Origin of the sequence: Filifactor alocis ATCC 35896 (assembly GCF_000163895.2) — a bacterium.
Lineage (GTDB): Bacteria > Bacillota > Clostridia > Peptostreptococcales > Filifactoraceae > Filifactor > Filifactor alocis.
In genome coordinates, this window is the sequence record NC_016630.1 from 1,081,794 (window position 1) to 1,105,069 (window position 23,276).

At 36.4% G+C, this 23,276-nt stretch carries 11 protein-coding genes and 1 other annotated feature; of the genes, 2 read left to right on the plus strand and 9 right to left on the minus strand.

All coding sequences use genetic code 11. The annotated features are described in order from the left end of the window. Positions 1-286 precede the first annotated feature (286 nt). Positions 287-1,588 (minus strand): Na+/H+ antiporter NhaC family protein, encoded by a 1,302-nt coding sequence (locus HMPREF0389_RS04785; RefSeq protein WP_049770203.1) that lies wholly within the window; start codon positions 1,586-1,588, stop codon positions 287-289. Between the two features lie 315 nt (positions 1,589-1,903). Here HMPREF0389_RS04785 and alr point away from each other — a divergent pair, with 315 nt between their 5' ends. Next, positions 1,904-3,028: an alanine racemase gene (gene alr, locus HMPREF0389_RS04790; protein ID WP_041250813.1), complete on the plus strand. Its 1,125-nt coding sequence runs from the start codon at positions 1,904-1,906 to the stop codon at positions 3,026-3,028. A gap of 322 nt (positions 3,029-3,350) precedes the next feature. On the opposite strand, the gene HMPREF0389_RS04795 is transcribed toward alr, so the two are convergent. The 6 genes from HMPREF0389_RS04795 to htpG form a co-directional block, all read right to left on the minus strand. Next, the gene (locus HMPREF0389_RS04795; protein ID WP_014262565.1) at positions 3,351-4,787 is read right to left on the minus strand and encodes a hypothetical protein; all 1,437 of its coding nucleotides are present in this window, start codon (positions 4,785-4,787) and stop codon (positions 3,351-3,353) included. Between the two features lie 58 nt (positions 4,788-4,845). Then, positions 4,846-6,189, minus strand: coding sequence for an SPFH domain-containing protein (locus HMPREF0389_RS04800; protein ID WP_014262566.1), 1,344 nt, complete (start codon positions 6,187-6,189; stop codon positions 4,846-4,848). A 740-nt stretch (positions 6,190-6,929) separates the two neighbouring features. Beyond that, complete coding sequence (locus HMPREF0389_RS04805) at positions 6,930-7,682, minus strand: YoaK family protein (protein ID WP_014262567.1); 753 nt, start codon at positions 7,680-7,682, stop codon at positions 6,930-6,932. Positions 7,683-8,237: 555 nt separating this feature from the next. Continuing rightward, a complete protein-coding gene (ileS, locus tag HMPREF0389_RS04810; RefSeq protein WP_014262568.1) occupies positions 8,238-11,345 on the minus strand; it encodes an isoleucine--tRNA ligase in 3,108 nt (1,035 codons plus the stop codon). Positions 11,346-11,439: 94 nt separating this feature from the next. Then, positions 11,440-11,688: a binding site (T-box leader), on the minus strand. 498 nt (positions 11,689-12,186) lie between these two features. Continuing rightward, the gene (locus HMPREF0389_RS04815) at positions 12,187-15,438 is read right to left on the minus strand and encodes an InlB B-repeat-containing protein (RefSeq protein ID WP_014262569.1); all 3,252 of its coding nucleotides are present in this window, start codon (positions 15,436-15,438) and stop codon (positions 12,187-12,189) included. Positions 15,439-16,303: 865 nt separating this feature from the next. Continuing rightward, the gene (gene htpG / locus HMPREF0389_RS04820; protein ID WP_014262570.1) at positions 16,304-18,172 is read right to left on the minus strand and encodes a molecular chaperone HtpG; all 1,869 of its coding nucleotides are present in this window, start codon (positions 18,170-18,172) and stop codon (positions 16,304-16,306) included. 497 nt (positions 18,173-18,669) lie between these two features. Between htpG and HMPREF0389_RS04825 the strand changes: the two genes are divergently transcribed. Next, a complete protein-coding gene (locus HMPREF0389_RS04825; protein ID WP_014262571.1) occupies positions 18,670-19,530 on the plus strand; it encodes a hypothetical protein in 861 nt (286 codons plus the stop codon). A gap of 206 nt (positions 19,531-19,736) precedes the next feature. On the opposite strand, the gene HMPREF0389_RS04830 is transcribed toward HMPREF0389_RS04825, so the two are convergent. Together HMPREF0389_RS04830 and HMPREF0389_RS04835 are read right to left on the minus strand one after the other, a co-directional pair. Continuing rightward, positions 19,737-21,704 (minus strand): phosphodiester glycosidase family protein, encoded by a 1,968-nt coding sequence (locus HMPREF0389_RS04830; protein WP_014262572.1) that lies wholly within the window; start codon positions 21,702-21,704, stop codon positions 19,737-19,739. A 690-nt stretch (positions 21,705-22,394) separates the two neighbouring features. Continuing rightward, positions 22,395-22,943 carry a hypothetical protein gene (locus HMPREF0389_RS04835; RefSeq protein ID WP_014262573.1) on the minus strand — a complete coding sequence of 183 codons (549 nt, stop codon included), beginning with the start codon at positions 22,941-22,943 and terminating at the stop codon, positions 22,395-22,397. Positions 22,944-23,276 lie beyond the last annotated feature (333 nt).

Consider the following 23,276-nt stretch of genomic DNA (forward strand, 5'->3'; position numbering starts at 1 on the left):
TTGTTATCAATAAGAATGATATTCAATCTTTATCATTTTTTATAAAATCAGTAGGATGATTTCTTCTAAATTCATATGAACCACGATTTTAAAATATAGAATTCTGAAAAAGAGAATAAAAGATAACAGCATGCAAAAGACAGATTTTTATTACAACTTCAATCGATGGTTCGTATCAAAAAACTCAAATTAGAATGTTTTTTCAATAAAAAATCATTCGTCTTTTTGACCGATGATTCAAAATCACAAGTTTTGTATCTTATCAGTTTGACGAACGATTTACAGCTTATTTATTTTTTATCACTAAAATAGAAACAGATACGCTCACAAACAGTAAAAAAGGATAAAACAAGAACGGGATAATGTTAAGTGCAGTGATTCCGGATATGCTTGCGGCAATCAAAAGTTGTGCACCGTAAGGAATGATTCCCTGTCCCACACAAGAAAAGGTATCCAACAACGATGCAGTCTCTTTCGGATCAATATCATAGTCCTCGCTGATTTCTTTTGCAATCGGTGCCGCCATCACAATTGCTACTGTATTATTTGCTGTCGCAATATCCATAAGTAAAGTCAAAATTCCAATTCCGAAACATCCTCCGGTATGTCCTTTGAACACCTTGCGAATCAAATGTAACAACCACAAAAAGCCTCCGTTTGCTTTAATCAAAGCACCGATTGATGCAACTAAAATTGTCACAACCATCGTCTCAAACATACCGTTTGTTCCCGTTCCCATTGACGAAAATGCTGTTGCTACTGTAAGTGAACCGGTTCCCAATCCGACAATCAAAAACAACACAATTCCCATACAAAGAACTCCAAACACATTCAAACCGGCAATCGCTGCTCCCAAAACAATAAAATAAGGAAGAACCTGCCAAGTGTTGTACTCAAAATTTCCTATCGATGCTATCTGTGTGTTCAATGAAAAAGCAGTCAAGATTGCCAATGTCAAAAGTGCCGCCGGCAACGCAATCTTGAAGTTCATCCTAAATTTGTCTTTCATCTCAACACCCTGTGTCTTTGTTGCAGCAATCGTTGTATCAGAAACAAAAGACAGGTTGTCTCCAAACATCGCACCTCCGACAATGGTTCCGACACACATCGGAATTCCCAAACCGGAACCTGTTGCAACATTGACAGCAATGGGTACCAACACTGTGATTGTTCCTACACTTGTTCCCATTGCCATCGAAATCAAACAAGCAATCAAAAATAGTCCGGGAAGTGCAAATTGTGCCGGCAAAATACTGAGCAACAAGTTTGCCGTGCTCTCGGCACCGCCCGCCTCTTTTGCAATTCCGCTAAAAGCACCTGCAACAAGGAAAATAAAAAGCATAATTGTAATATTTTCATCACCGATTCCCTTTGCACAAATTTTAATTTTTTCATCAAAAGAAACCGTTCTGTTTTGTAACAACGCAACAATCAGAGCAATCACAAATGCGACCACTACCGACATAATATAAAATCCCATTTCTCCATCTACCGGACGGACATACTCAAAATATACACCATTTCCCAAGTATATCACAAGAAATACCACAATCGGCAACAGCGCAGTACCGTTCTCCTTTTTTTCCATACAATCCCCCACCTGTTCTATTTTTGAAACTAATTTACTAAATTGAATGCAAACTACGATAACACTTCCTATGTTCTTCTTATCCTGTGACAAAAAGAACCCTCTATCGAATTATCTTAATTTTCACAAAGTTATTCTTTAGTATATCATGTTCCCCAAAAATAACAAAGTATATTCTATCAGATATCATCATTTTCTGAAAGGTGTTCCTTTTACGTGAAATCGTTTTCTTCTTGCTATATTCCATAGCTATATGATAAACTTTTGGTAAGGATACTATAAACTGACATGATACAGGTTGAAAGGATGATTTTTATGAAACTACGCTCTACTTTTGCAGTGATTGATAGGGAAATATACAGAAAAAATATCCGTTTGATCCAACATCAGATTGGCAAGGATACCGGCTTAATCCTTGTTCTTAAGGACAATGCCTACGGGTTGGGAGCAACAGAATTGGCTCGCGTTGGAATGCAAGAAGGAGTTTCTTGTTATGCCGTAGCCAATTTATATGAAGCACTTGAACTGAGAAAACTTGATTCCGATATTCGAATTATCGTTCTCGGATATATCAACGAAGATGCCCGAACAATTGCATTGCAATATGACATTGATGTGGTGGTTTGGACAAAGGAGCTTGCGCTCTCTTACCAACAATTAGGCTTTTCTTCAGGTAAACAAGCTCGCATTCATATCAAGGTAGATACCGGATTGAGTCGTCTCGGCTTTCTTCCTAATGAGGAATCATTAGCTGTTTTGGAAGAGATTTCCAAGATGGAACATCTTACTATCGTGTCTACTTTTTCTCACTTTGCCTGTACGGAAACGGACGATGATGATTTTTCAAGAGGACAGCTTTCAACCTTCCTGACATTTGTAGATAGTATGAAAAAAAGAGGGATTCAGCCCGGATTCATTCATATGGCGGACAGTGCCGGAATTGTAAAATTTCCGGAATCTCACCTTGATTTTGTTCGTTGTGGAGCACTGGCAATGGGCTCCATGACAGGAACGGATGTTGTAAAATCGTCTGAACAGTATCCTACGGAAGAAATCATTTCTCTTTATAGCCAAGTTGCCAGAGTACAGGATTTTCCCAAAGGAACAAGCATCGGATATGACGGCACCTATTTTGCCGACCATGATATCAGAGTAGTAACGGTGCCAATGGGCTATGGTGACGGATTGTCCGGAGAGTTGTCAAACTCTATGCAAGTTATCATCAACGGAAAAAAAGCAAAGAGTGTCGGTGCATTTTGTATGGACATGGCAATGTTTGATGCCACAGGAATTGACTGTAAAGAAGGAGATACGGTCACTATCTTGGGACAAGACGGAAATGAGAAAGTAAGTCTTCATGATTGGACAAAATTATGTACCTCTTCTTCCACCTTTTTACAATCTATGCTACGAAACAAAATTCCGAAAGAATATAAGTAAAGGGAGCCTTAGGCTCCCTTTTTGATGACATCCTTCTATTTTCAGTGTTTTCATCAATCTGAAACGAATTTTATCAATCGGAAACAAATAGGACAATGTTTTGCCCACCGCCATCAACGCTCCCAATCTTCTCAACTTTTTATCGTTTCAGAACTTTATTTCGTTACCAATCCTAAGACTCTACACAGAGTTTCTCAAAACAAACGGAACATTCTTCTGTTTGTAGAGGTATGAAACTGTTTTTCCAATTGGTTTTTCAGAAAGTGATTCTTAAACGGATTGCTTAAACTATCTCCAACAACATAAGACTGCTAAAACTTACTCACCGGCTATCTACTGTCCTATTGTTGGCCCCTTTCATTTCAGCATTTTTTAATCCCGTTTCATGCTTCACAAAATCATCCTCGCTGACCAGATTCGACAGTGTTGATACGGTCTCAGTCTCATAACTGTGACGAGCATCTGAATTACGATAATAGAGATATGCAACCAAAAAGAATAGAAATCCTGCAATCAACAAAGGCCATCTACCCTCTGACGAATCCTCAAAATTACCGAATATCGCAATCAATATTCCTATGAACTCTATCAGTGCACTGACAGCAATCAGTTTCGGCATATGAATGGGTACACTTCCCATTGTTTCTTTTGTTCTTGCATTAACCGCAATATAATGAAGTATTCCGTCTTTTCCTTTTTTTTGCTGATAACTGTATAACCATACCGGTAGATAAGCTGCTTTCCATTGTTGTCCCTCTACCTCAAGCTTCTTTTCATCCCAGCGAACTCCTCTATCATACTTTCTGATGGTCGAATTTGCTTTGAACTTTGCAACATCCGTTGCTTGCGCCATTACAGTATGTTCCAATTGATCGACATTGACATCTCGGCGTTCCGAAGTATAACCTTTCAAATAATTTGCATTCCATTTCACACAATTCTCTGTATCAAACGGCATAATCGAGTTGATAATATTGGTTGTCTTCTTTTTATTTTTTTTATTCAACTTATCTGCACTTGATTCTATCGAAAGTTCCTTGATTTCAATATCAAATTTTCTGCTAACATGATACAAGTCAGCATCATATCTATATTCCTTCTTATCATCCTTGGAACCGACTTCGTACATGCGAACCAACTCTTCGCCTTCTCCCTCAAAGTAAGCATGTCCGTTCACATCTACCAGCATATATGGCAAATACACTCCCATGATGTTTTCCGTTGTAAATTCTTTTTTGAAAGTAGGATGTGCAAAGAACTTTCTTTTTGAAACAAATTTTTCAATTTCTTTCTTTGCTTCCTCTTTTTTGATAGAGAAAGGCAACACTACATCCGGAATACTACCGTTCGGAATTTGAGTATTGATAGAAAGTGTATTTCTGCACCAGTGACATCTCGCCTGTGCGGATTCACTTGTATCTATTACAACCTCGGCACCACAACTTTCACATTTCAGAGTCAACATATCATCTGTATCTGCTACAATGTTTTGAGCTCCCGAACTTACTACCTTCCCTTTAATGTCAGACACATCCTCATGCATTCCGGTAAGTGCTTGGGGCTCAAATTCATGTCTACAAAAATTACATCTCAATTTACCGGTATTTTGGTTGAGAGAAATATCCGTTGCTCCACAAAGCGGACATTTATCCTGTCCGTTCTTTGCATCTTCATCTGTTCTGATAATAACGGTGTCATCTGCCGGATTCCTATTTCCCGGTTGCTCATTCTCCATCAATATATCTTTTTCATCTGTCATATTCATACCACCCTTGAAAATTTTTTAATAAAAATGATACTGTTCCTAAAACACTTCTTTAAAATCCAAGCAATTGCATTTTTACTTTATCAAATTCTTCTTGTGTAATGACACCTGCATCCAACAATTTTTTCATCTCAATCAATTTTGCTGTAGAATCTACAGGTTGTTGCGGCTGTTGCGGTTGTTGCGGTTGTTCGCCATACATCGGTTGCTGCGGTTGTTCGCCGTACATCGGTTGTTGTGGTTGTCCGCCATACATCGGTTGTTGTGGTTGTCCGCCATACATCGGTTGTTGTGGTTGTCCGCCATACATCGGTTGTTGTGGCTGTTGCGGTTGTCCAAAATTAGGTTGATAAGAATTTGGTGTATTCGGCTGTTGCATACCGCCCATCACATTTCCGGCAGCGCCCATTCCCATTCCCATAAATGCCATATTGGCACCGCCGCCATTTTCACCGGCAGCCTGCATGCCTCTTGCAACAGATTGTTGCATAAAGGAATTTCCACGAGCTCCGGACAATGCATCCGCTCGTTTCACATCCTTCATCATTTCTTTTGTATCATCATCGTATTCAATTGCCATAATGGCAGTTTTCACAATTTCAAGACCTCTGTCTTGTCTCCATTGATACATATCATCCACAGCTTTAGAAAGCGCCTGTGCAAAACCGATTTGATCTCCTTGAATTCTACTCATACGATTTCCCTTTGACGGATCATTTGTATAGTTAGAGAACGCCGGAGACAACGAACCGACTACCTCATTAAACAACTGTGCTCCCGCATCATTGTCCATATCAGCAAAATCAAATACAGGCGCATCTGCGACCAAATATTGCTGTGGTACAAAGTTTTTAACAAAAAGAAGCGGATCTACAATTCTCAAGGTATAAGTTCCTCTTGTCACAGCACCTACTTGTGTTCCGAAGAATGCATCATCCCAATAAATTTCAGATTGTGTTCCGAAGCGATTGTTTGGAATTTCTTTCAGATTCACATAGAATGCCAACTGTTGCGAACCTGCTATTCCGCCAAACTTTACTTTTTCCCAAGTGGAATGCAACAAACTTTCCATCATCGCATCTCCGGCAAAAATAGATTGAGAGTTAATGTCATCCGCTCTAAACTCAAATCCACCTGCCTCTGCAATAATTCCCGTAATTGCACCGTCTTGCATTGTAATCAACGCCGTCCCTTCCGGAACAACAATTTTACTTCCGTTTGTGATAATATTTTTATTCCCTTTTGTGTTTTCCCCTCTGCCATTGTTCGTTCCTTGTGGCACAGCAGGAAAAATTCCTGCTGTTGCAGGCACTCCGGGTTGCGGAACATAAAAATCTTTCCATTGATCGGCAAAGGTTCCCCCCATTGCTCCTGTAAATGCTTTTATAAATCCCATAACAAACTCCTTTCTGAATTACCATTCCCATAAAGATAAGTATTAACACATTCAGAATCGTCTTTCCTACATCATCATATGTATCATTTACGAAGAATGATAACTTACACAAAATTTTTGGTCTTATTGAACAAAAACATCCGCTATAGCTTATTTTCAATAACACGGTGCTCCTACTTATATAATATAATATTTTTTATCGTTTGTCATATATAATTTACATAAAATATATTTCCGTTGTTTCTTCTCAATCACAGATTGTAGTTAAAGATATTGAAACAAAAAAACCACTTTAAAACCGACTTTCGAAAGTTAGACCAAAGTTCTAACCGTTCAAGGTCGGTTTCAAAATGGCAAAGTACATCTTCAAATCTAAAGATACCAAATAACAAAACTATTAAATTCCAAAACGAGAGACAAGATGCCTGATAACAAAAAATGAAACTTGTTGAAACAACGGTAATATGTAAAATGGAGTAAATCAACAAAAAAATTTAAAACAGTCTTTTGTTATCATATTTCTATTAACAGTAGACCTAATGATAAAGTGCATAAACTATAAAATCAGTCCGATAAAAAGTTTTTGAATACAGAACAACCTCAAAGATATTGAGAAAATTTGAGATGATTACATCAGATAACACATCTTCCTCAACATCCCGATTTTCAAAAAATTAAGTTGGAATTCCCTTGATAAAAGCTACGAAACGGCTTGTGGAACTACAAGAAACAGAAGAAATTTAATTCGCCTCTTTATCATCTTTGAAAATCCAAACGATACTTTCATATGGTGTTACTTCCAAAGTAAACAACCAAGACAAACATTCTTCGAACGAAAACTCTTCCATGTTCATATACCACAATCCTATCACAGAATACATCACACCCACAAAGGAAAGAGGAAAAGCGGAATATCCTACCAAGAAATTCCCAAAATATCCTCCGACTACAAAAACAATCATAGATAGAAGATAGAATCTCACTTTCCAAATTTCTTTTGTATTTCCTCTCAAATAAGAACCCAATGCAAATCCGGCATCTGTTAAAGCTCCTGTCATATGAGTTGTACGAACCACAGCCTCTTTGTAAGTTACGAACATCGCATTTTGCATTCCCAACCAAAACGGAACAACTGCAATAGCCCACTCTTGAAATCTAAGCACCTCCATCATACAAAGGGCAATTCCTCCACCGATCAAAATCTTATCATAAGGCTTTTTTCCCTCTGTTGTCTTGCCGGCCAAAACAATTCCCGAAGTGACAGAACCCAAAAAGAAACTCAATATAACTACAATAAATTGAAACGGAATTTGCTTCTCATAACTATAAATTGCAATTTGTGAAAAATTTCCCGTATGATGACTGACCGTTGAACCAAGTTGCTTGATTCCGTACACATTGACAGCTCCTGCCAATAAAATCAAACAATATGTCCAAACTACAAACGCATAAGAATATTTTGTTAAGTCCTGTTCTTTTTTATTTTCTTCCATATCAATTCTCTCCGATTTCTCAATTGTAAAACACATACCTAATTATTATATCATTTTTATTGATTTAATCCAGTATAAAAACTCAATTATTTCATAAAGTTTCAAACAGATTCTGTCACGAAACAAAAACTTCTGTCAAAAAAGTGCTTTTTAGATAGTTGAGTCTATTTTTGGAATCTATATAAAAAAAGTCTGTAAAACATACATAACTCATAATAATACTAATCCCTAATTAAAATAATAATAGACATCTGCTTTTTTATGATATGATGTTTTACTCTCTTATTCCAATCTATATGATGTCTACATTTTGGAATAGTGTTTCTTATAAATTCTTCTTATTGGGAAATCATAAAAAACTGCCCCACTTCAAAATTTTCTTGAAAAGGGCAGTTTTTCTGTTTTTATCATTTTTTGAGAATATAGATTGTACTTCTTGTGTTTCATCAGCTTTTCACAGAACAGTAATCTTTGATATCCATAACAAAATTCACAGTGCTGATGCTTTCTTTCTTCTCTCAGTATGCTGAATGATGCTAAACTCTGTTTCGCAAGTTATACTCTTTCAACAAACAAGGATGTTGCTTCTCCGTTTAATGTTTCTTCTTTCATTCCTTCTTTTGCTTCACATACCAATTCATCCGCTAATGTTTCCGATTTGATAAACTCTGCATGATTTTTGATTGCCTTGGTCAAAGTTTCTGTCGCAGTATAGAAGATACGGATATGATCCATCATTTCATAATCGTTTGCTTTTCTCATTTGTTGGATACGAGAGATAAACTCACGCACAAAACCTTCTTCAATCAACTCATCTGTCAATTGAGTATCTAAAATAATGAACAAGCCTTCGTTTGATTCTACATCGAATCCCTCTTTGGAATCAATTGTAATCAACACATGCTCTTCGGACAAAGTGAACGGTTCTCCGTCCAAGTTCATTGTTACTTCTTTTCCTAAGTGAAGTGATTCTACCACTTCTTTGGCATCAAGTTGTGCCAATTCTTTTTGGAAGAATCTCATCTTTGCACCAAGCAAACGTCCTAATACAGGAAGGTTCGGTTTCAACCGGTAGCTGATATATTGTTGAAGGTCTGATGAGAATACAACTTCCTTCACATTCAGTTCCTCTTTCATCAAAGGAACCAAATCTCCCATGATTTCTTCATAAGATGCATCTACCAACACTTTTTGGATTGGTTGACGAACTTTAATTTTTACTTTTTCACGGGATGCTCTTCCAAGTGTTACCAAATTCTTCACTAAATCCATTTTTTCTTCTAACGCTGTATCTAACACTGTTTCATCACATACAGGATAAGTGGATAAGTGAACAGATAAATTACCTGTCAAGTTGCGATACATTTCTTCTGACAAGTAAGGTGCAAACGGCGCTATCATTTGTGACAATTCTACCAAAATTTCATAAGTGGTATTGTATACGGATTTTTTATCCTCTGTCAATCCTGTCTCCCAGAATCTTCTTCTTGAACGACGGATATACCAGTTGGACAAATCTTCGTTGACAAAATCTTGAATATTTCTTACGACTTTTGTTACTTCAAACACTGCCAAGTCTTGTTCTACTTCTTGTTTCAAACGATTGAATTTAGATAAAATCCAACAATCCAATTCCGCTCTGTCTTTTGGTTCTACATAGAATTCTCTCGGATTGATTTCATCTGTGTTTGCATATAACACAAAGAAGTTGTACACATTCTTAATCGTTCCGAAGAACTTACTTTGCACTTCTTTCAATCCTTCTACATCAAATCTTGTCGGAACCCACGGCGGAGAAACATATAGCAAATACCAACGCAATACATCCGCACCGTATTGGTCGAACAATGCGAACGGATCAACGGTATTTCCTTTGGACTTACTCATTTTTTTACCGTCTTTGTCCAAAATCAAGTCATTTACCAACACATTCTTGTATGGTGTCTTTCCTGTCATAAAGGTGGAAATTGCAAGCAATGAATAGAACCATCCTCTTGTTTGGTCAATTCCCTCACAAATAAAGTCGGCAGGGAACAATCCGTCAAAATCATCTTTGTGTTCGAACGGATAGTGATGTTGAGCAAACGGCATCGCTCCCGAATCAAACCACACATCGACAACATCTTTTACCCTTGTCATCGGTTTCTTACAATGTTCACATTCAATGTGTACATCATCTACATACGGACGGTGCAATTCAATCGTTTCATCGATTGTTTCAATTGCTTTTTCTTTCAACTCTTTACGAGAACCGATTGTCGTTTCATGTCCACATTCACATCTCCATATATTTAGAGGAGTTCCCCAATATCTTGAACGGGAAATTGCCCAATCATTTAGGTTTTCAAGCCAGTTTCCGAATCTTTTTTCTCCTACATAATCCGGGAACCAGTTTACTTCATTGTTATTTTCAATCAATTTATCCTTAAATTTAGTCACTTCGATATAGTAACTCGGTTTTGCATAGTAAAGAAGCGGTGTAGCACATCTCCAGCAGTGTGGATAATTATGCTCTACTTTTTCTTTTTTGTAGATTTTGTTTTCTGAACCCAAATACTTGATGATTTCAACATCAAGCCCTTCTTCCATAACATATCTTCCGTCCCAAGGTGTTCCTACATATTTACCTTCATCATTTACAGGTTGAAGAACAGGAAGGTTGTATTTTTTGCAGACATTGTAGTCATCTTCCCCAAATGCGGGTGCGGTATGAACAATTCCTGTACCGTCTTCCGTGGTAACGAAATCTCCTACAAGCACAAAGAACGCTTTTTTGTCAGGTTTCACAAACGGCATCAACTGTTCGTATTCCATGTACTCCAAGTCCGTTCCCAACACTTCTTCCAAAACTTCGAAATCTTCTCCCAATACCTTCGGTGCAAGAGTTTTGGATAGATAGTAGATTTCTTCGCCTTGTTTTGCTTTGACATAAGTTTCTGTCGGAGATACGGTCAACGCAACGTTGGATGCCAATGTCCAAGGTGTCGTTGTCCAAGCAAGGAAATATTCATTGTCTTTTCCGGCTAATTTGAATTTTGCAATCAAGGTATTTGATTTAATTTCCTTATATCCTTGTGCAACCTCGTGAGATGCAAGACCTGTTCCGCAACGAGGACAGTACGGAAGAATCTTATGTCCTTCATAAATATATCCTTCCTTATACATCTTATCCAAAATATGCCAAACGGATTCAATATACTCATCATTCAATGTGATATACGGATCATCCAAGTCAATCAGATATGCCATCCTCTCCGTCATATCTCTCCAAAGACCTTCATACTCAAATACAGACTCTCTACATTGTTTGTTGAACGCTTCGATTCCATAAGATTCAATCTCTGTTTTATCGTTCAATCCAAGTCTTTTTTCTACTTCGATTTCTACCGGCAAACCATGTGTATCCCAACCTGCTTTTCTCTTTACCTGATAGCCTTGCATGGTTTTGTATCGACATACATAGTCCTTCAATGTTCTTGCAATAACGTGGTGAATTCCGGGTTTTCCGTTTGCTGTCGGTGGTCCTTCAAAAAACACAAACTGCTTTCCGTCTTCTCTTTGTGACACACATTGATGCAATAAATCAATTTCTTTCCAATAAGCACTGATTGCTTTTTCGTTTTCTGCAATATTTCCTGTTTTCAAATGTTCAAATTTGCTCAAAAATGACACTTCCTTTCTTAAATTTTATACTTACAACGCATCCTGTAAGGAATCTTATCTGTTTTTATCCATAAAAAAATCCCTACACAGCTTGTGCAGGGACGAATATTCCGTGGTACCACCCTTATTGCAGCTATCTCTTCGACAAAACTTGATACAAAAAGTTTCGAATAACTGCCACTTTACAACCGATAACGAGGTCAACCGAAAAAGCTTACCGATTCTGTTCAGCTTCTTAGCTCCGAGGGGATACATTTACAAGAAAGAGTTGTTTTTTTTCACCGACCAAAAACTCTCTGTTTCTCCTTTTACCTTGCAAAACAGTCCTCGTCATCGCTATATTTTCTATATCACTTTTCTTACTGTATCTCCTCTACCGGAAAGTTCTTTCAAAATCCGTCCCTGTAAAGAAGATTGCTCACTATTTTAATAGAAAACTGTTATTTTTGCAAGATGTTTTTTTGATTTTATAGGAAGAATTTATCACACAAATACAAATTTTTTGACAATCTCTCAAAAATTACCTGTTTCCGATAATATTCTTTACTGTCTCATACAATATCTGTGAATACTTTTCTCTTATACTATTAGCTATTAGATTGAATGCTTTGAACTATATGATTCTTCAAATTATTTTTCAGCAATTGTACATTCTCCATACCAAGCATTTTAAACGGAGAATAGCATTAAACAACTTTAACATGTTTTCCTATACTTTTATCTAAAAAGAGTGCCATTGATTACAATGACACCCTTTCATCTTACTTTGATTCATTTTTCTTTTTCTGTCGGAACTTTATTGTAAACTCATTTGGAACACAACTCTGTTCTGTAGACTTGCTTATCTCACTTCTACTTCTTTGATGATTGTAACTTGTTTTATTTTGTTGTCCCATTTCACATCTTGTCCGGCTCTCATTCGGAGTGCTTTGGCTATATTGCTGATGGTCAAATAAGTTCTTCCGTTTTTTAATATCGGTGTTACATCACTTGTGTATTCTTGATTTCCTACAATGATTTTGTTTGTTTTGATTGGTATCATCACTGTATTTTCTCTGTCTTTCAATACCACTGTTTGTGTTTGCTTGTTCCATTCTACTTGCATTCCCAAACTTTCTGCGGCATATCTTACAGGTATCATTACTCTTCCTTGGCTTAGGAACGGTTTCGCATCAATTGTTGTTTGTGTTGCTTTTCCGTCTGTGATTACGGTCATAATATTACTTCCAATTGTGAAGACCGTTGTTTGCTGTTTTTTAATAATATTGTTTTCTGTCGGTTTGTTATTGTTTGTCGGAGGTATTGTTGGAGGTGTTGTCGGCTTGCTTGGTTGTTCTTGTTTTATTTGTTTGAATGTTGCTTCAACCGTAACATCTCGTGCAGGCATTGTGAATTTGTATCTGTTTTCTCTGTTTGTTTCTTTGATTGTGATATCTCTTCCTCTTCTGTCTGTAACAGTTATCTCGTCCAGTTTATATCCTTTGTCGGGATCTACGATTACAGATACCTCTGTTCCTTCTCTTGCCTTGCTTCTCGCTTCTACAGTTCCGTGTTTATCTGTCTTTGTGGTAATGTTATAGTATTCAGCGTCGTGTGAACTTCCTTCACTACTTTTCTTTTTGAAATATGCTTTAATCTCCACATCTCTGTTCGGCATTGTAAATGTCGTTGTTGCAGAATCTTTATCACGAAGTCTAATTCCTCCGCTTAGCACTCTCCATTCATCAAATTTGTATCCTCTGTCCGGCGTTGCGGTAATGGTCACTTTTTTGCCTTGTTCTGCTTGTGACGAAGATGCTGTTGCTGTTCCGTTTCCATCATTTGTTAGTTGGACTTTATATTTTGTTGGCTGTGGTTGTGGTGGTTGTTGTCCTTGTTTAAAATGTGCTTTAACTTCTACATCTTTGTCAGGCATTGTAAATGTTGTTGTTGCAGAATCTTCATCAGCAACCTGAATACCTCCACTTATTACTTCCCATTTATCAAATGTGTATCCTCTGTCCGGTGTTGCGGTAATGGTTACCTCCTTGCCTTGTTCTGCTTTTGTTACTTCTGCTCCACCCACCATTGATTTTGCTGTTCCGTTTCCATCATTTGTTAGTTGGACTTTATATTTTGTTGGCTGTGGTTGTGGTGGTTGTTGTCCTTGTTTAAAATGTGCTTTAACTTCTACATCTTTGTCAGGCATTGTAAATGTTGTTGTTGCAGAATCTTCATCAGCAACCTGAATACCTCCACTTATTACTTCCCATTTATCAAATGTGTATCCTCTGTCCGGTGTTGCGGTAATGGTTACCTCCTTGCCTTGTTCTGCTTTTGTTACTTCTGCTCCACCCACCATTGATTTTGCTGTTCCGTTTCCGTCATCTGTCAGTTTGATATTGTGTTTTGTTGGCTGTGGTTGTGGTGGTTGTGGTGGTTGTGGTGGTTGTTGTCCTTGTTTAAAATGTGCTTTAACTTCTACATCTTTGTCAGGCATTGTAAATGTTGTTGTTGCAGAATCTTCATCAGCAACCTGAATACCTCCACTTATTACTTCCCATTTATCAAATGTGTATCCTCTGTCCGGTGTTGCGGTAATGGTTACCTCCTTGCCTTGTTCTGCTTTTGTTACTTCTGCTCCACCCACCATTGATTTTGCTGTTCCGTTTCCGTCGGTATCCATTGTAACAGTATACTCTTGCGGTTGTGCAGGTTTATCCTTAAATTTTGCGGTTAATGTCACAGGCTTGTCAGGCATTGTAAACGTAATCTCTATTAATGTTTTTTGTTCTTCTGTCAATTGAATACCGTTTGCTTCCCATTTATCAAAAACTTTGTTTTCCTTTTGTATTGCAGTTACTCTTACTTGCTCACCTTCTGCTGCTGTTATTTTATCTGTTGTTCCGTCTATTACTGTAATCTTATGCTTTGTCGGTATTTTAACTTCTACTTTTTTACTGCTGTAGTCTGTTTTTTTATCTCCGTTCAACTGTTCATTGATAAGATACAATTTATCAAAATTGTCAGGCAATTGGACAGTTACTTCTCCGTTTTTGTCTGTATTGCTATTTTCTACAGCTTTCAATCTTCCGTAATGAGTGATACTTCCATTCTTTTCTACTACTGCGGAGATATATTCATTTGTTCCGGTTGTGGCATTTTTATATGGAATAGTCAGAGTGTTCCCTGCTATGGTTACTTTTTTTCCATCACCAGTATCTAAATTAAATCCGTTTCTGCTATCATCTTTCAAGGTCAGTTTCCATTCTGTTGTATCGGTATCTTCCACAGCCTTGAGTTTGCCCTCTTCTGCTACCATACCTTTTTTTACATCCTTAGCGGGTGAAGTAAATAATACTTTTTCCTTATCTAAGTTAAATGCAGGACGAACCGACAATTCCTCTCTCATTTTTGCTCTATAAATACCACCATTCTCTTTAACTATCATAACCCGTATTGGTAAAGTCTTATAAGGAGAACGCAGCCACCATTTTTCAGGATTTTTTCCGTCATCTGCTATTCTTTCATCATCTTTTTGAAAATATGTTCCAGCTTCTCCTACTGATAGGAAGAATACTTTATCTCCATTTAGAGCATACTCTTTTACAGGATGAAGAGGCGCATCAGGCGCTATGTCTTTGGGATTACTTTCAGTTGTCGGTTTAATTGCAGCCAATTCTTGTGCGGTCAAGGATTTAAAATCCTCATTTCCGTTTTCTCCGCTAAAGTCTTTGCACCATTTCTGTGCATCGCTTCCCTGCCATCTTCTGCTTGGGGGGGTTGGGAACGAGGGATTGTGGAAGGGTGTTTTTCCAATCAACTTTTCACTTAACAGGAAGAGTCCATCTTCTCCTATATTCGTGTTGGTATCCAATACTCTCCATTGGATTTCACTACCCGCATCAGTTAAATCTTTTCCTCGTATTCCAAACCAAATAGAATCATTTTTTGAAATGTTTTCTGTTCCGTTCATAACGGTCTTTTTTGTACTCTCTGCAAAAATTGTTGATGAATGCAGAGGAATTACACTAAGCAACATCAAGATACTGAGTATCATACTTGATATGCTCTTTTTGCTCGCTTTGATTGCGATATGTTTCTGTTTTGACATAAGTACATCTCCTTCGTTTTTTGCATTTTGAGATTTTTCGCTCTTATTCTATGTTTTTTGCCACAATCTTTGTTGTTTTTATTTGAGCGAGTTCTCTTTGTTAATGATTTTTTGAGGGGAATCGGCAACTTTGTCTTGTTCCGCTCTCCCTCTTTGTTATATCTGAATGCAATTTGCATTGATATCGAACCTATCTTTATATATCTTTTGTATTGTATCGCTTGTTCCAAAACTTGTTATTGCGATACACTCTCGTTTAACTTTTACAGTATATCATATTTTATTTTAAAAATAATAAAAAAATAAATTTTTTAATTATTTTTTACATTTCTTCCAATTTATTCTGTTTTTTATGCAAAATGAACGTTTGATTCTATTCTGTCCTTTTCTGTCTGTTTATTAGTTTGGTATCGTATTCTAAAAGGTAGATTTTTGCTATAATTTGAATCAGTGAGTGGTATGAGCAGAATAACGGAGTGAGGTTTTAAACTGTGAATCGCAACTTGAAATCAGGATAGTCGGTAAGCGAAATAACTGATAAACATAATAAAACGGATTGCTCTCTAAAAAGTTCTGATTACAATCCGTTTTGTATAGATATGAAATTTTTGTATACGATTGAAAATATGGTTGAATCACTGCGGGATATTGTCTTTATTCTTTTCTCTTATTTTGATGACATCATCAAGGTGTTTTATACTTTCTTTTTTCTGCTGTAATTTTTGTATTTATATCTCTTTTGTATATTTTCAACACTGTTCTTACTATGGTACCAATCTTACAGTATCAATTATGTGACGCCTATCTTCCGACAAACTCAAGTTTTTATCAAATAGTCGCACTGATAAACCGATTTTCCTTATCCTTACATCAATTCACAGATTTGGTTCGCAAACTCTACCGGATCTTCGATTGGCAATCCTTCAATCAATCTTGCTTGTTGATATAATAGGTTGGTGTATTGGTTCAGTTTTTCTTCGTCATCGATATGACTCATCAGTTTTTCAAAAATCGGATGATTTTTATTGATTTCCAATATTTTTTCTGCTTTCAATCCTCCGTTTCCCGGCATTGCGCTCAATACTTTTTCCATTTCGATAGAAATTTCTCCGTCACTTACCAAACAAACGGCATGCTGTTTCAATCGGGAGGAAGTTTTTACTTCTTTTACTTTGTCACCCAAAACGGATTGCATTTTTTGGAACAGTGTTTTTTCTTCTTCCGTTGCAACGGATTCTTCTTTGTTTTCTTCTTCCAGTCCCAAATCTCCGGCAGAAACATTCTTAAATTCTTTTTCTTGATATTGTTGCAACATTTTCAGTGCAAATTCATCTACATCTTCTGTCAAATACAAAATTTCGTATCCTTTGTCCAACACCATTTCTGTCTGTGGTAATTTTTTGATTCGTTCGATACTTCCGCCCACTGCATAGAAGATATATTTTTGTTCTTCTTTCATACGACTGACATACTCTTCTAATGTGACGAACTTATCTTCCAAGGAGGAGTAGAACAATAACAATTCCTGTAAGGTGTCCTTGTTTGCTCCGAAGTCGCTGTATACACCGAATTTCAACTGTCTTCCGAATTCTTTGAAGAATGTTTCGTAGCGTTCTCTGTCATTTTTCAGTAGTTGTTCCAACTCTGATTTGATTTTGTTTTTGATATTTTTTGCAATCATTTTCAGTTGCTTGTCCTGTTGCAACATTTCTCTTGAAATATTCAAAGACAGGTCTTCTGAATCTACCATTCCTTTTACGAAACTGAAGTAATCAGGTAAGAGGTCTGCACATTTTTCCATAATCAACACGCCGTTGGAATACAGTTCCAAACCTTTTTCATAGTCCGGTGTATAGTAGTTGAACGGTATTTGTGTCGGAATGTATAGGATGGAGTCATATCGTACCATTCCGTCTACTTTCAAGTGAAGATGACTCATCGGCTTATCAAAACCGTAGTGTTTTTCGTGGTAGAAGGTTTCGTAATCTTCGTCTGTCAATTCACTTTTGTTCTTTCTCCAAATAGGAATCATGCTGTTGATGACTTCTACTTCTGTATAGTCTTCATACTCGTTTTCGGTTCCTTCTTTCAATCTGCTTTTCTTCACTTCCATTTTGATTGGATATCGAATAAAATCGGAGTGTTTTTTAATCAAACTTCTAAGATGGTATTCATCCAAAAACTCATCGTAGTTTTCGTCTTCTGTATTTTGTTTCAATTTGATAATAATTTCTGTTCCGACTTCATCTTTACTTGCCTCTTCAATGGTATATCCGTCTATCCCTGAAGAATGCCAGCGGTATGCTTTGTCTTCCCCCAAGCGTTTGGTCAAGACAGTCACTTCATCAGCTACCATAAAAGCGGAATAAAACCCTACTCCGAACTGTCCGATAATAGAATATTCCTCTTCTTTTTCGACCTGTTGTTTAAAAGCAAGAGAACCGCTTTTTGCAATAACTCCCAAATTGTTTTCCAATTCTTCCTGATTCATTCCGATTCCGGTATCTTTGATAGTAAGTTGTCTGTTCTCTTTGTCCGGTACAATCTCGATATAGTAATTTTCTTTTTGGAATGTCAACTCTTCATTGGTCAATGCTTCATAATAAATCTTGTCGATGGCATCACTTGCGTTTGAAATCAATTCACGAATAAAAATATCCTTGTGTGTATAGATAGAATGAATCATCAATTCCATCATTCGTTTGGATTCTGCCTGAAACTCTCTTTTTTCCATTTTTCTCTCCCTCTCTATTATGGTTCTTTTATGTTTTTTCACAAACTTTTTTGCAGTCGATTTGTTAGCACTCTTTGATATAGAGTGCTAATCCGGTTTTATTATAGAACATCTGATTTTTTCTGTCAACAACAATTCAAATGCAAAATAAAAAACAATACATCACAAATGGTATTGTCCATAATATTTATCCATCTAATGAAGCCTTTTCAGAAAAACAAAGCTCAAATTATGGGCGGTAAAAATGATCTTTTCTCGCTTAAAAACTCTTCTTAACTTCCAAAGTGTAAAGATTTCTTAGGTTCTGTTTTCAATTACTGTAAATTATCTCAAATTTATTTTTGTTTTTCTATATCATTCAAACTGATTGTAGTATAATACTCTTATATTTTTGTTTTGATGTTATGATTTCACCCAAACAATGAAATTTTATTTTAATTGATAGTCATAGATAAACCTAACATTACAAACTCAAGATTACATGAAAGGATACTGTTATGAATCAGTTGTTACAATATGGAAAAAAACATACTCCTTCTATCATTCGATGGAATGCCAAAAAATTACCGCAAGAAAAATATTATGTATTGATTCTTCTCTTTTTCGGTGTCGTATATTTCGGATTCTCTTTTGTTCTTCTGAAAAATTCTTTGTGGGATGCGGCTTTTTTTAGTATCTCTCGTATGACGATACTGCTCATCACCTATAAACTTCTCAGAGAATTATCTCCCGATATGCAGATTAACTATTACTTCACTATGATGATGACGGCAAGTGTTTTGTGTTTCCCCTGGGAATTATATTGGTGGGGTACTCTGTTTTTGCTTTGGACTTCAAGAATATTGACTCGCTCTTCCGGAGAGGAAAGCTCTAACTTTGAACTTGTGATTCTGTTTTTGACCTCTTTTTTACTTTTTATTTTTTCCAGTTTTATCTATCCGTTGAATTTGTGTGTCGCGCTGAGTTTGGATTTTTATTTTGATAAATCCCGCAAAAAAAATCTTGTTCCTGCTATTCTTTCCGCTATCCTATCTTGTACCTGGTTCATCCGAATCTACGGTATTACCAAGACTGAACTTTCTCTCTTTTGGATTGCGATTGTGTTGATTGCGGGAGTACTTTTTATTTTTAGAATCTCTATTCTGAAACATATCTTGTCCAAGGATGATAAGGACAAAAGAATGTTACAACCTAAGAGAATCAAAAGTGCCAATGCGAATTTGATTATTACGCTTTTGCTCTTCGCTATCGGATACGGAAAAACTTCAGAATTGGCACATCTTTGGATTATGGTTTTATGTATTTCTCTTCCTTATTGGAAAGATATTTATAAGATTCATCGAAATGAATATAGCTGATTATTATAGTAATCACTGAAATAAAGTAGCGGAACCATGAAATCATCAACAATTTCTTAATAAGTTATGATAGAGTTCAAATAAAATAGGTAATCGTAACATATAGAAAAAGCAATTCTTTGGGAGAACTGTCTCTCTTAAAGAATTGCTTTTTTAGTTTATTGCTTAATGTAATTTCTCAGTTTTATCTTTCAAACACAATCATTCTATTGGAAAAGACTCTTGAATTCATATTGCAATACTCCGTTGTTTTCTTGGAAGACGAGATATTTTATATCGGATAATTGCGAACCTGATGCATTCAAGTCTTTGACGGAAATACGACTGATATTTCCTTCTTGATAACTCGAAAATTCTCCCTTTTTTTCTACGATATAGATATTTTTTGTCTTAGACGCCTGATGCACTGTTTTTCTGAAAATGTCGAAGGAATTTCCGGAAACTTGCAGTTTGCTGTTCATACAAATTACTAAGTTGGTTGTAGGTTGATTCAATGCCTGTTGAATGATATCCCACTGTCCCGATAAACTTCCGTTTGAGCCATTCATCAATAAGAAACTTGTATTACCGACTGTTTGAACTTGACCGTTTGCAAAAGAAACGGTATTCACCTTGGAGGATAAACTGCTGTCTCGATTTCCCAACATCACAACACTTGGAATCTGTGCCAGTTCTTGTTGTAACTTTGCACTGATTGCCTGTGTTGCGATATCGCCTTGTTGCGAATAGGTATCTGTTACCATTGCAAAGGTCGGCGATTGCAGATTCGCCGTTTTGCGTGGGTCGTTCGGATTTGTTCCGATAACTTCTACTGCCATACTACTGCTTGCACCACCGGATTGTGCAACGATTTGTCCGATTCCTCCACCGGTGAATGTCATATTTCTGCCGTCATAATTTCCGCTCACACCTTGTGTGGAGACAGAGACTGATGCTGATGACAGCATATTGTCATTTTCATCAAACACCTTGATTGCAACAGGAATTTTTTCTCCCTGCACAAACAAACCGGCTAACGGAACTATTTTGATGGTCGTCGGATTTCCTTTCGGTGCAATATTTTTTAAGGACACGCCGTTGATAACGGCACGCTCTCCCGAAATTTTGTTTTCTACTTTGGAATCAACAATCAGTTCTGTTGAACCTCCACCGTCAAACACGATGGCATCTTTTACATTTTGAGAAAGAAGAAATTGTTGTAGTTGCGCCTCGGTCATTCCGATTGCTCCATCCATGCCTCTACCGTCAACTGTAACAAACAGTACTTTGTTATCTGAAGTTACGGCAAGTGCGGAGCGTTGACTCTTTCCACTGACTTTTTTGCTAATCGTTGTTGCGACACCGTCTTTAATCAACAGACTTCCTCCGCCTACTGCCATCTTGGTATCCGGATAATTCATCGTAATTTCTGTTTTTAACTCAATGCTGTCTCCTACGCTGAATCTTTGTGCCAAATCTCTGCCGGAAGCTGTATCCGAAATAATGGCATATCCGTCTGTAGGAATATAGGTTGCGGGCTGTGCTATGCGCACATCAATCACAGTACCCTGTTTGACAATTACTTCTACCAAATTCGGTCGTGTACCATTCACTCCCAACGTAGTAGGTCGATATTCTGAAGTATAAACGATGACACCTTTACCGGCTCCGTTCTGCTTATTGATAGAGTTTGCAACAGTTGTCATTCCTTTGGTTGTATTGTTCAAGTAAGTTCCCGACTTAATGTATTGAATCGCCACTTTTTGGTTGCCGTCCACCAAAACAGTCCCGAATATATTCGGTTGATAATGCGGTGTCGAAAGTTGTTTCCCGTCTTTCACCATTGCACCGATAGAGAACCCTGAGCCTGTCATTGAAAAAAAATCCGCATTCATTGCTGCCACAACATTGTTTTCCTGCTGTACCATACTGCTCAATTTTCCTCTTTTTGCAATTCCGTTTTTGTTGAATAACAAATCCAACTTTATGTTGGGATTGTTCAAATCCGCTGTTACAATGTTGATTTTTTGAACGCCGGAGTCATATACTTCATTTATTTTTTTCAAAGTCATTCCCTGTCCGAGCGGAATCTCATAGACTTCCCGGTCCATAATCGCATAGGAAGAAATTGTTTCTATTCCTGTTGCAAGAATTACCGCAGCACATAAACATCCCAATTTTTTAATCCAATTCATACCAATTTCCTTTCTATCATCAAATTCTCTGCTCTTCCTGTATTACAAACAGGTACCACTCCTGTTCTTTCACAAAAAATCTTACGCTTTTCTAAAAAACTATCCTGTCTATGATAACGTATCTAAATGATACTATAAATTATTTGAACGGTATTATATAGTCTACTTGATTTCCTAACAAAATTCAATTACAAGGTTATTACAGTTTTATAGAATTCCTTCCTTATTTGTCAAAATATACTATGCTGTTATATGAATTTTTTCAGAAATATTGTCGCAGGTCTGATTACAATAGGTTTTTCTCATATCGTATGCTGATACTAAAAACCGATTCATTTGCCTTAAATTTGGTAAAATGCTCTATTGAATCTTATCCTTATTGAAATAGCCGAAATAAAAGGTTGGAATCATGGAACATGAACAGTTCTATACTAATAAAATATAGATATCGTGTATGTGTATGAAAACATCGTATTATTAAAAAAACAGATATTTATTATCACTTCAATCAGTGATTCATATTACAATTGTGATAGAAAATATTTATCAAGTACCTTTTTATATTTATGGATGCTTTTTCTCTTGAAGTTTGAGTAAAGAAAAAACAGTAAACCTTAGATTTACTGTTTCTCAAACTACTATATATTCAATTAGACGAACTGAAAATTTTTCAGCTAATCAGTTTACTTGCTAAATTAACTCATTGATTTGTTTTCTGTGAAATTGTTCTATCTGTTGCATAAAAAAATCCGATTTCTTTCTATCTATGATGATACTTACATTCGTCAGCTTATTTAGTTTCTTCTCATGCAAACCATAAAAAATGGGATTCCTAATTTTTATGGTCAGCTTCAGACAATGAAACGGACGATTCTTCATTTTTATTTGTTCTATATCTTCAAGTTTAAATTTAAAATGTAATACACTCCGTCCTCTACTTCCATAAGTATAGTATTTAACAACATTGTTTTCATAAATTTCTAATTTCACTCCATTTATGAAGAGATAATATCCCATAAACCATATGAAAATTGGAGCAATAATCAGTACGATTCCTACAATCATTTTATCTGAAACATCAGTATGATAACTTAAAAGATTCTTCAATCCCCACAGAACAATAAAACCTAATAAAACAAAGACTGAAAAGCCTATCTTATTAAATTTAGACTTATGGGGATAGGTCAAAATAAGCTTTGGTTCCTCTTGTAAACAATCAAATTCCATATTTTCTCTCATCTCTTACAAATCCTTTCATCTTTTGCATGATTTCATTTTATTCATGATTTCAATTTCAGCATATCCTTCCCTAAAAATCAAAATTTATTTCACTTGATATAGGGATATTATTGCATATTCCATCTCTATTTACAGTCCAATTCCTAACTTTCTCATGGTATCAGTTCTCTTGTTTTTTTACATTTATGTTCTGTTCTAATGCTTTTTTGTATGTCTATCATTTCAATATGAGGTTGTTTTTTATAAACGAACTCACGTTGGTTTGAAGTTGAATCTATTTAATCTCTTCTCATAGACTGAAACAAAATCCTATTGGTAACAAAACACCATCCG

What these genes read in the sequence shown, in the direction of transcription:
- HMPREF0389_RS04815 (WP_014262569.1), bottom strand. Translation starts at nt 15,438, where the DNA reads ATGTCAAAACAGAAACATATCGCAATCAAAGCGAGCAAAAAGAGCATA.
- HMPREF0389_RS04800 (WP_014262566.1), bottom strand. Translation starts at nt 6,189, where the DNA reads ATGGGATTTATAAAAGCATTTACAGGAGCAATGGGGGGAACCTTTGCC.
- alr (WP_041250813.1), top strand. Translation starts at nt 1,904, where the DNA reads ATGAAACTACGCTCTACTTTTGCAGTGATTGATAGGGAAATATACAGA.
- HMPREF0389_RS04830 (WP_014262572.1), bottom strand. Translation starts at nt 21,704, where the DNA reads ATGAATTGGATTAAAAAATTGGGATGTTTATGTGCTGCGGTAATTCTT.
- HMPREF0389_RS04835 (WP_014262573.1), bottom strand. Translation starts at nt 22,943, where the DNA reads ATGAGAGAAAATATGGAATTTGATTGTTTACAAGAGGAACCAAAGCTT.
- HMPREF0389_RS04825 (WP_014262571.1), top strand. Translation starts at nt 18,670, where the DNA reads ATGAATCAGTTGTTACAATATGGAAAAAAACATACTCCTTCTATCATT.
- HMPREF0389_RS04795 (WP_014262565.1), bottom strand. Translation starts at nt 4,787, where the DNA reads ATGACAGATGAAAAAGATATATTGATGGAGAATGAGCAACCGGGAAAT.
- htpG (WP_014262570.1), bottom strand. Translation starts at nt 18,172, where the DNA reads ATGGAAAAAAGAGAGTTTCAGGCAGAATCCAAACGAATGATGGAATTG.
- HMPREF0389_RS04805 (WP_014262567.1), bottom strand. Translation starts at nt 7,682, where the DNA reads ATGGAAGAAAATAAAAAAGAACAGGACTTAACAAAATATTCTTATGCG.
- HMPREF0389_RS04785 (WP_049770203.1), bottom strand. Translation starts at nt 1,588, where the DNA reads ATGGAAAAAAAGGAGAACGGTACTGCGCTGTTGCCGATTGTGGTATTT.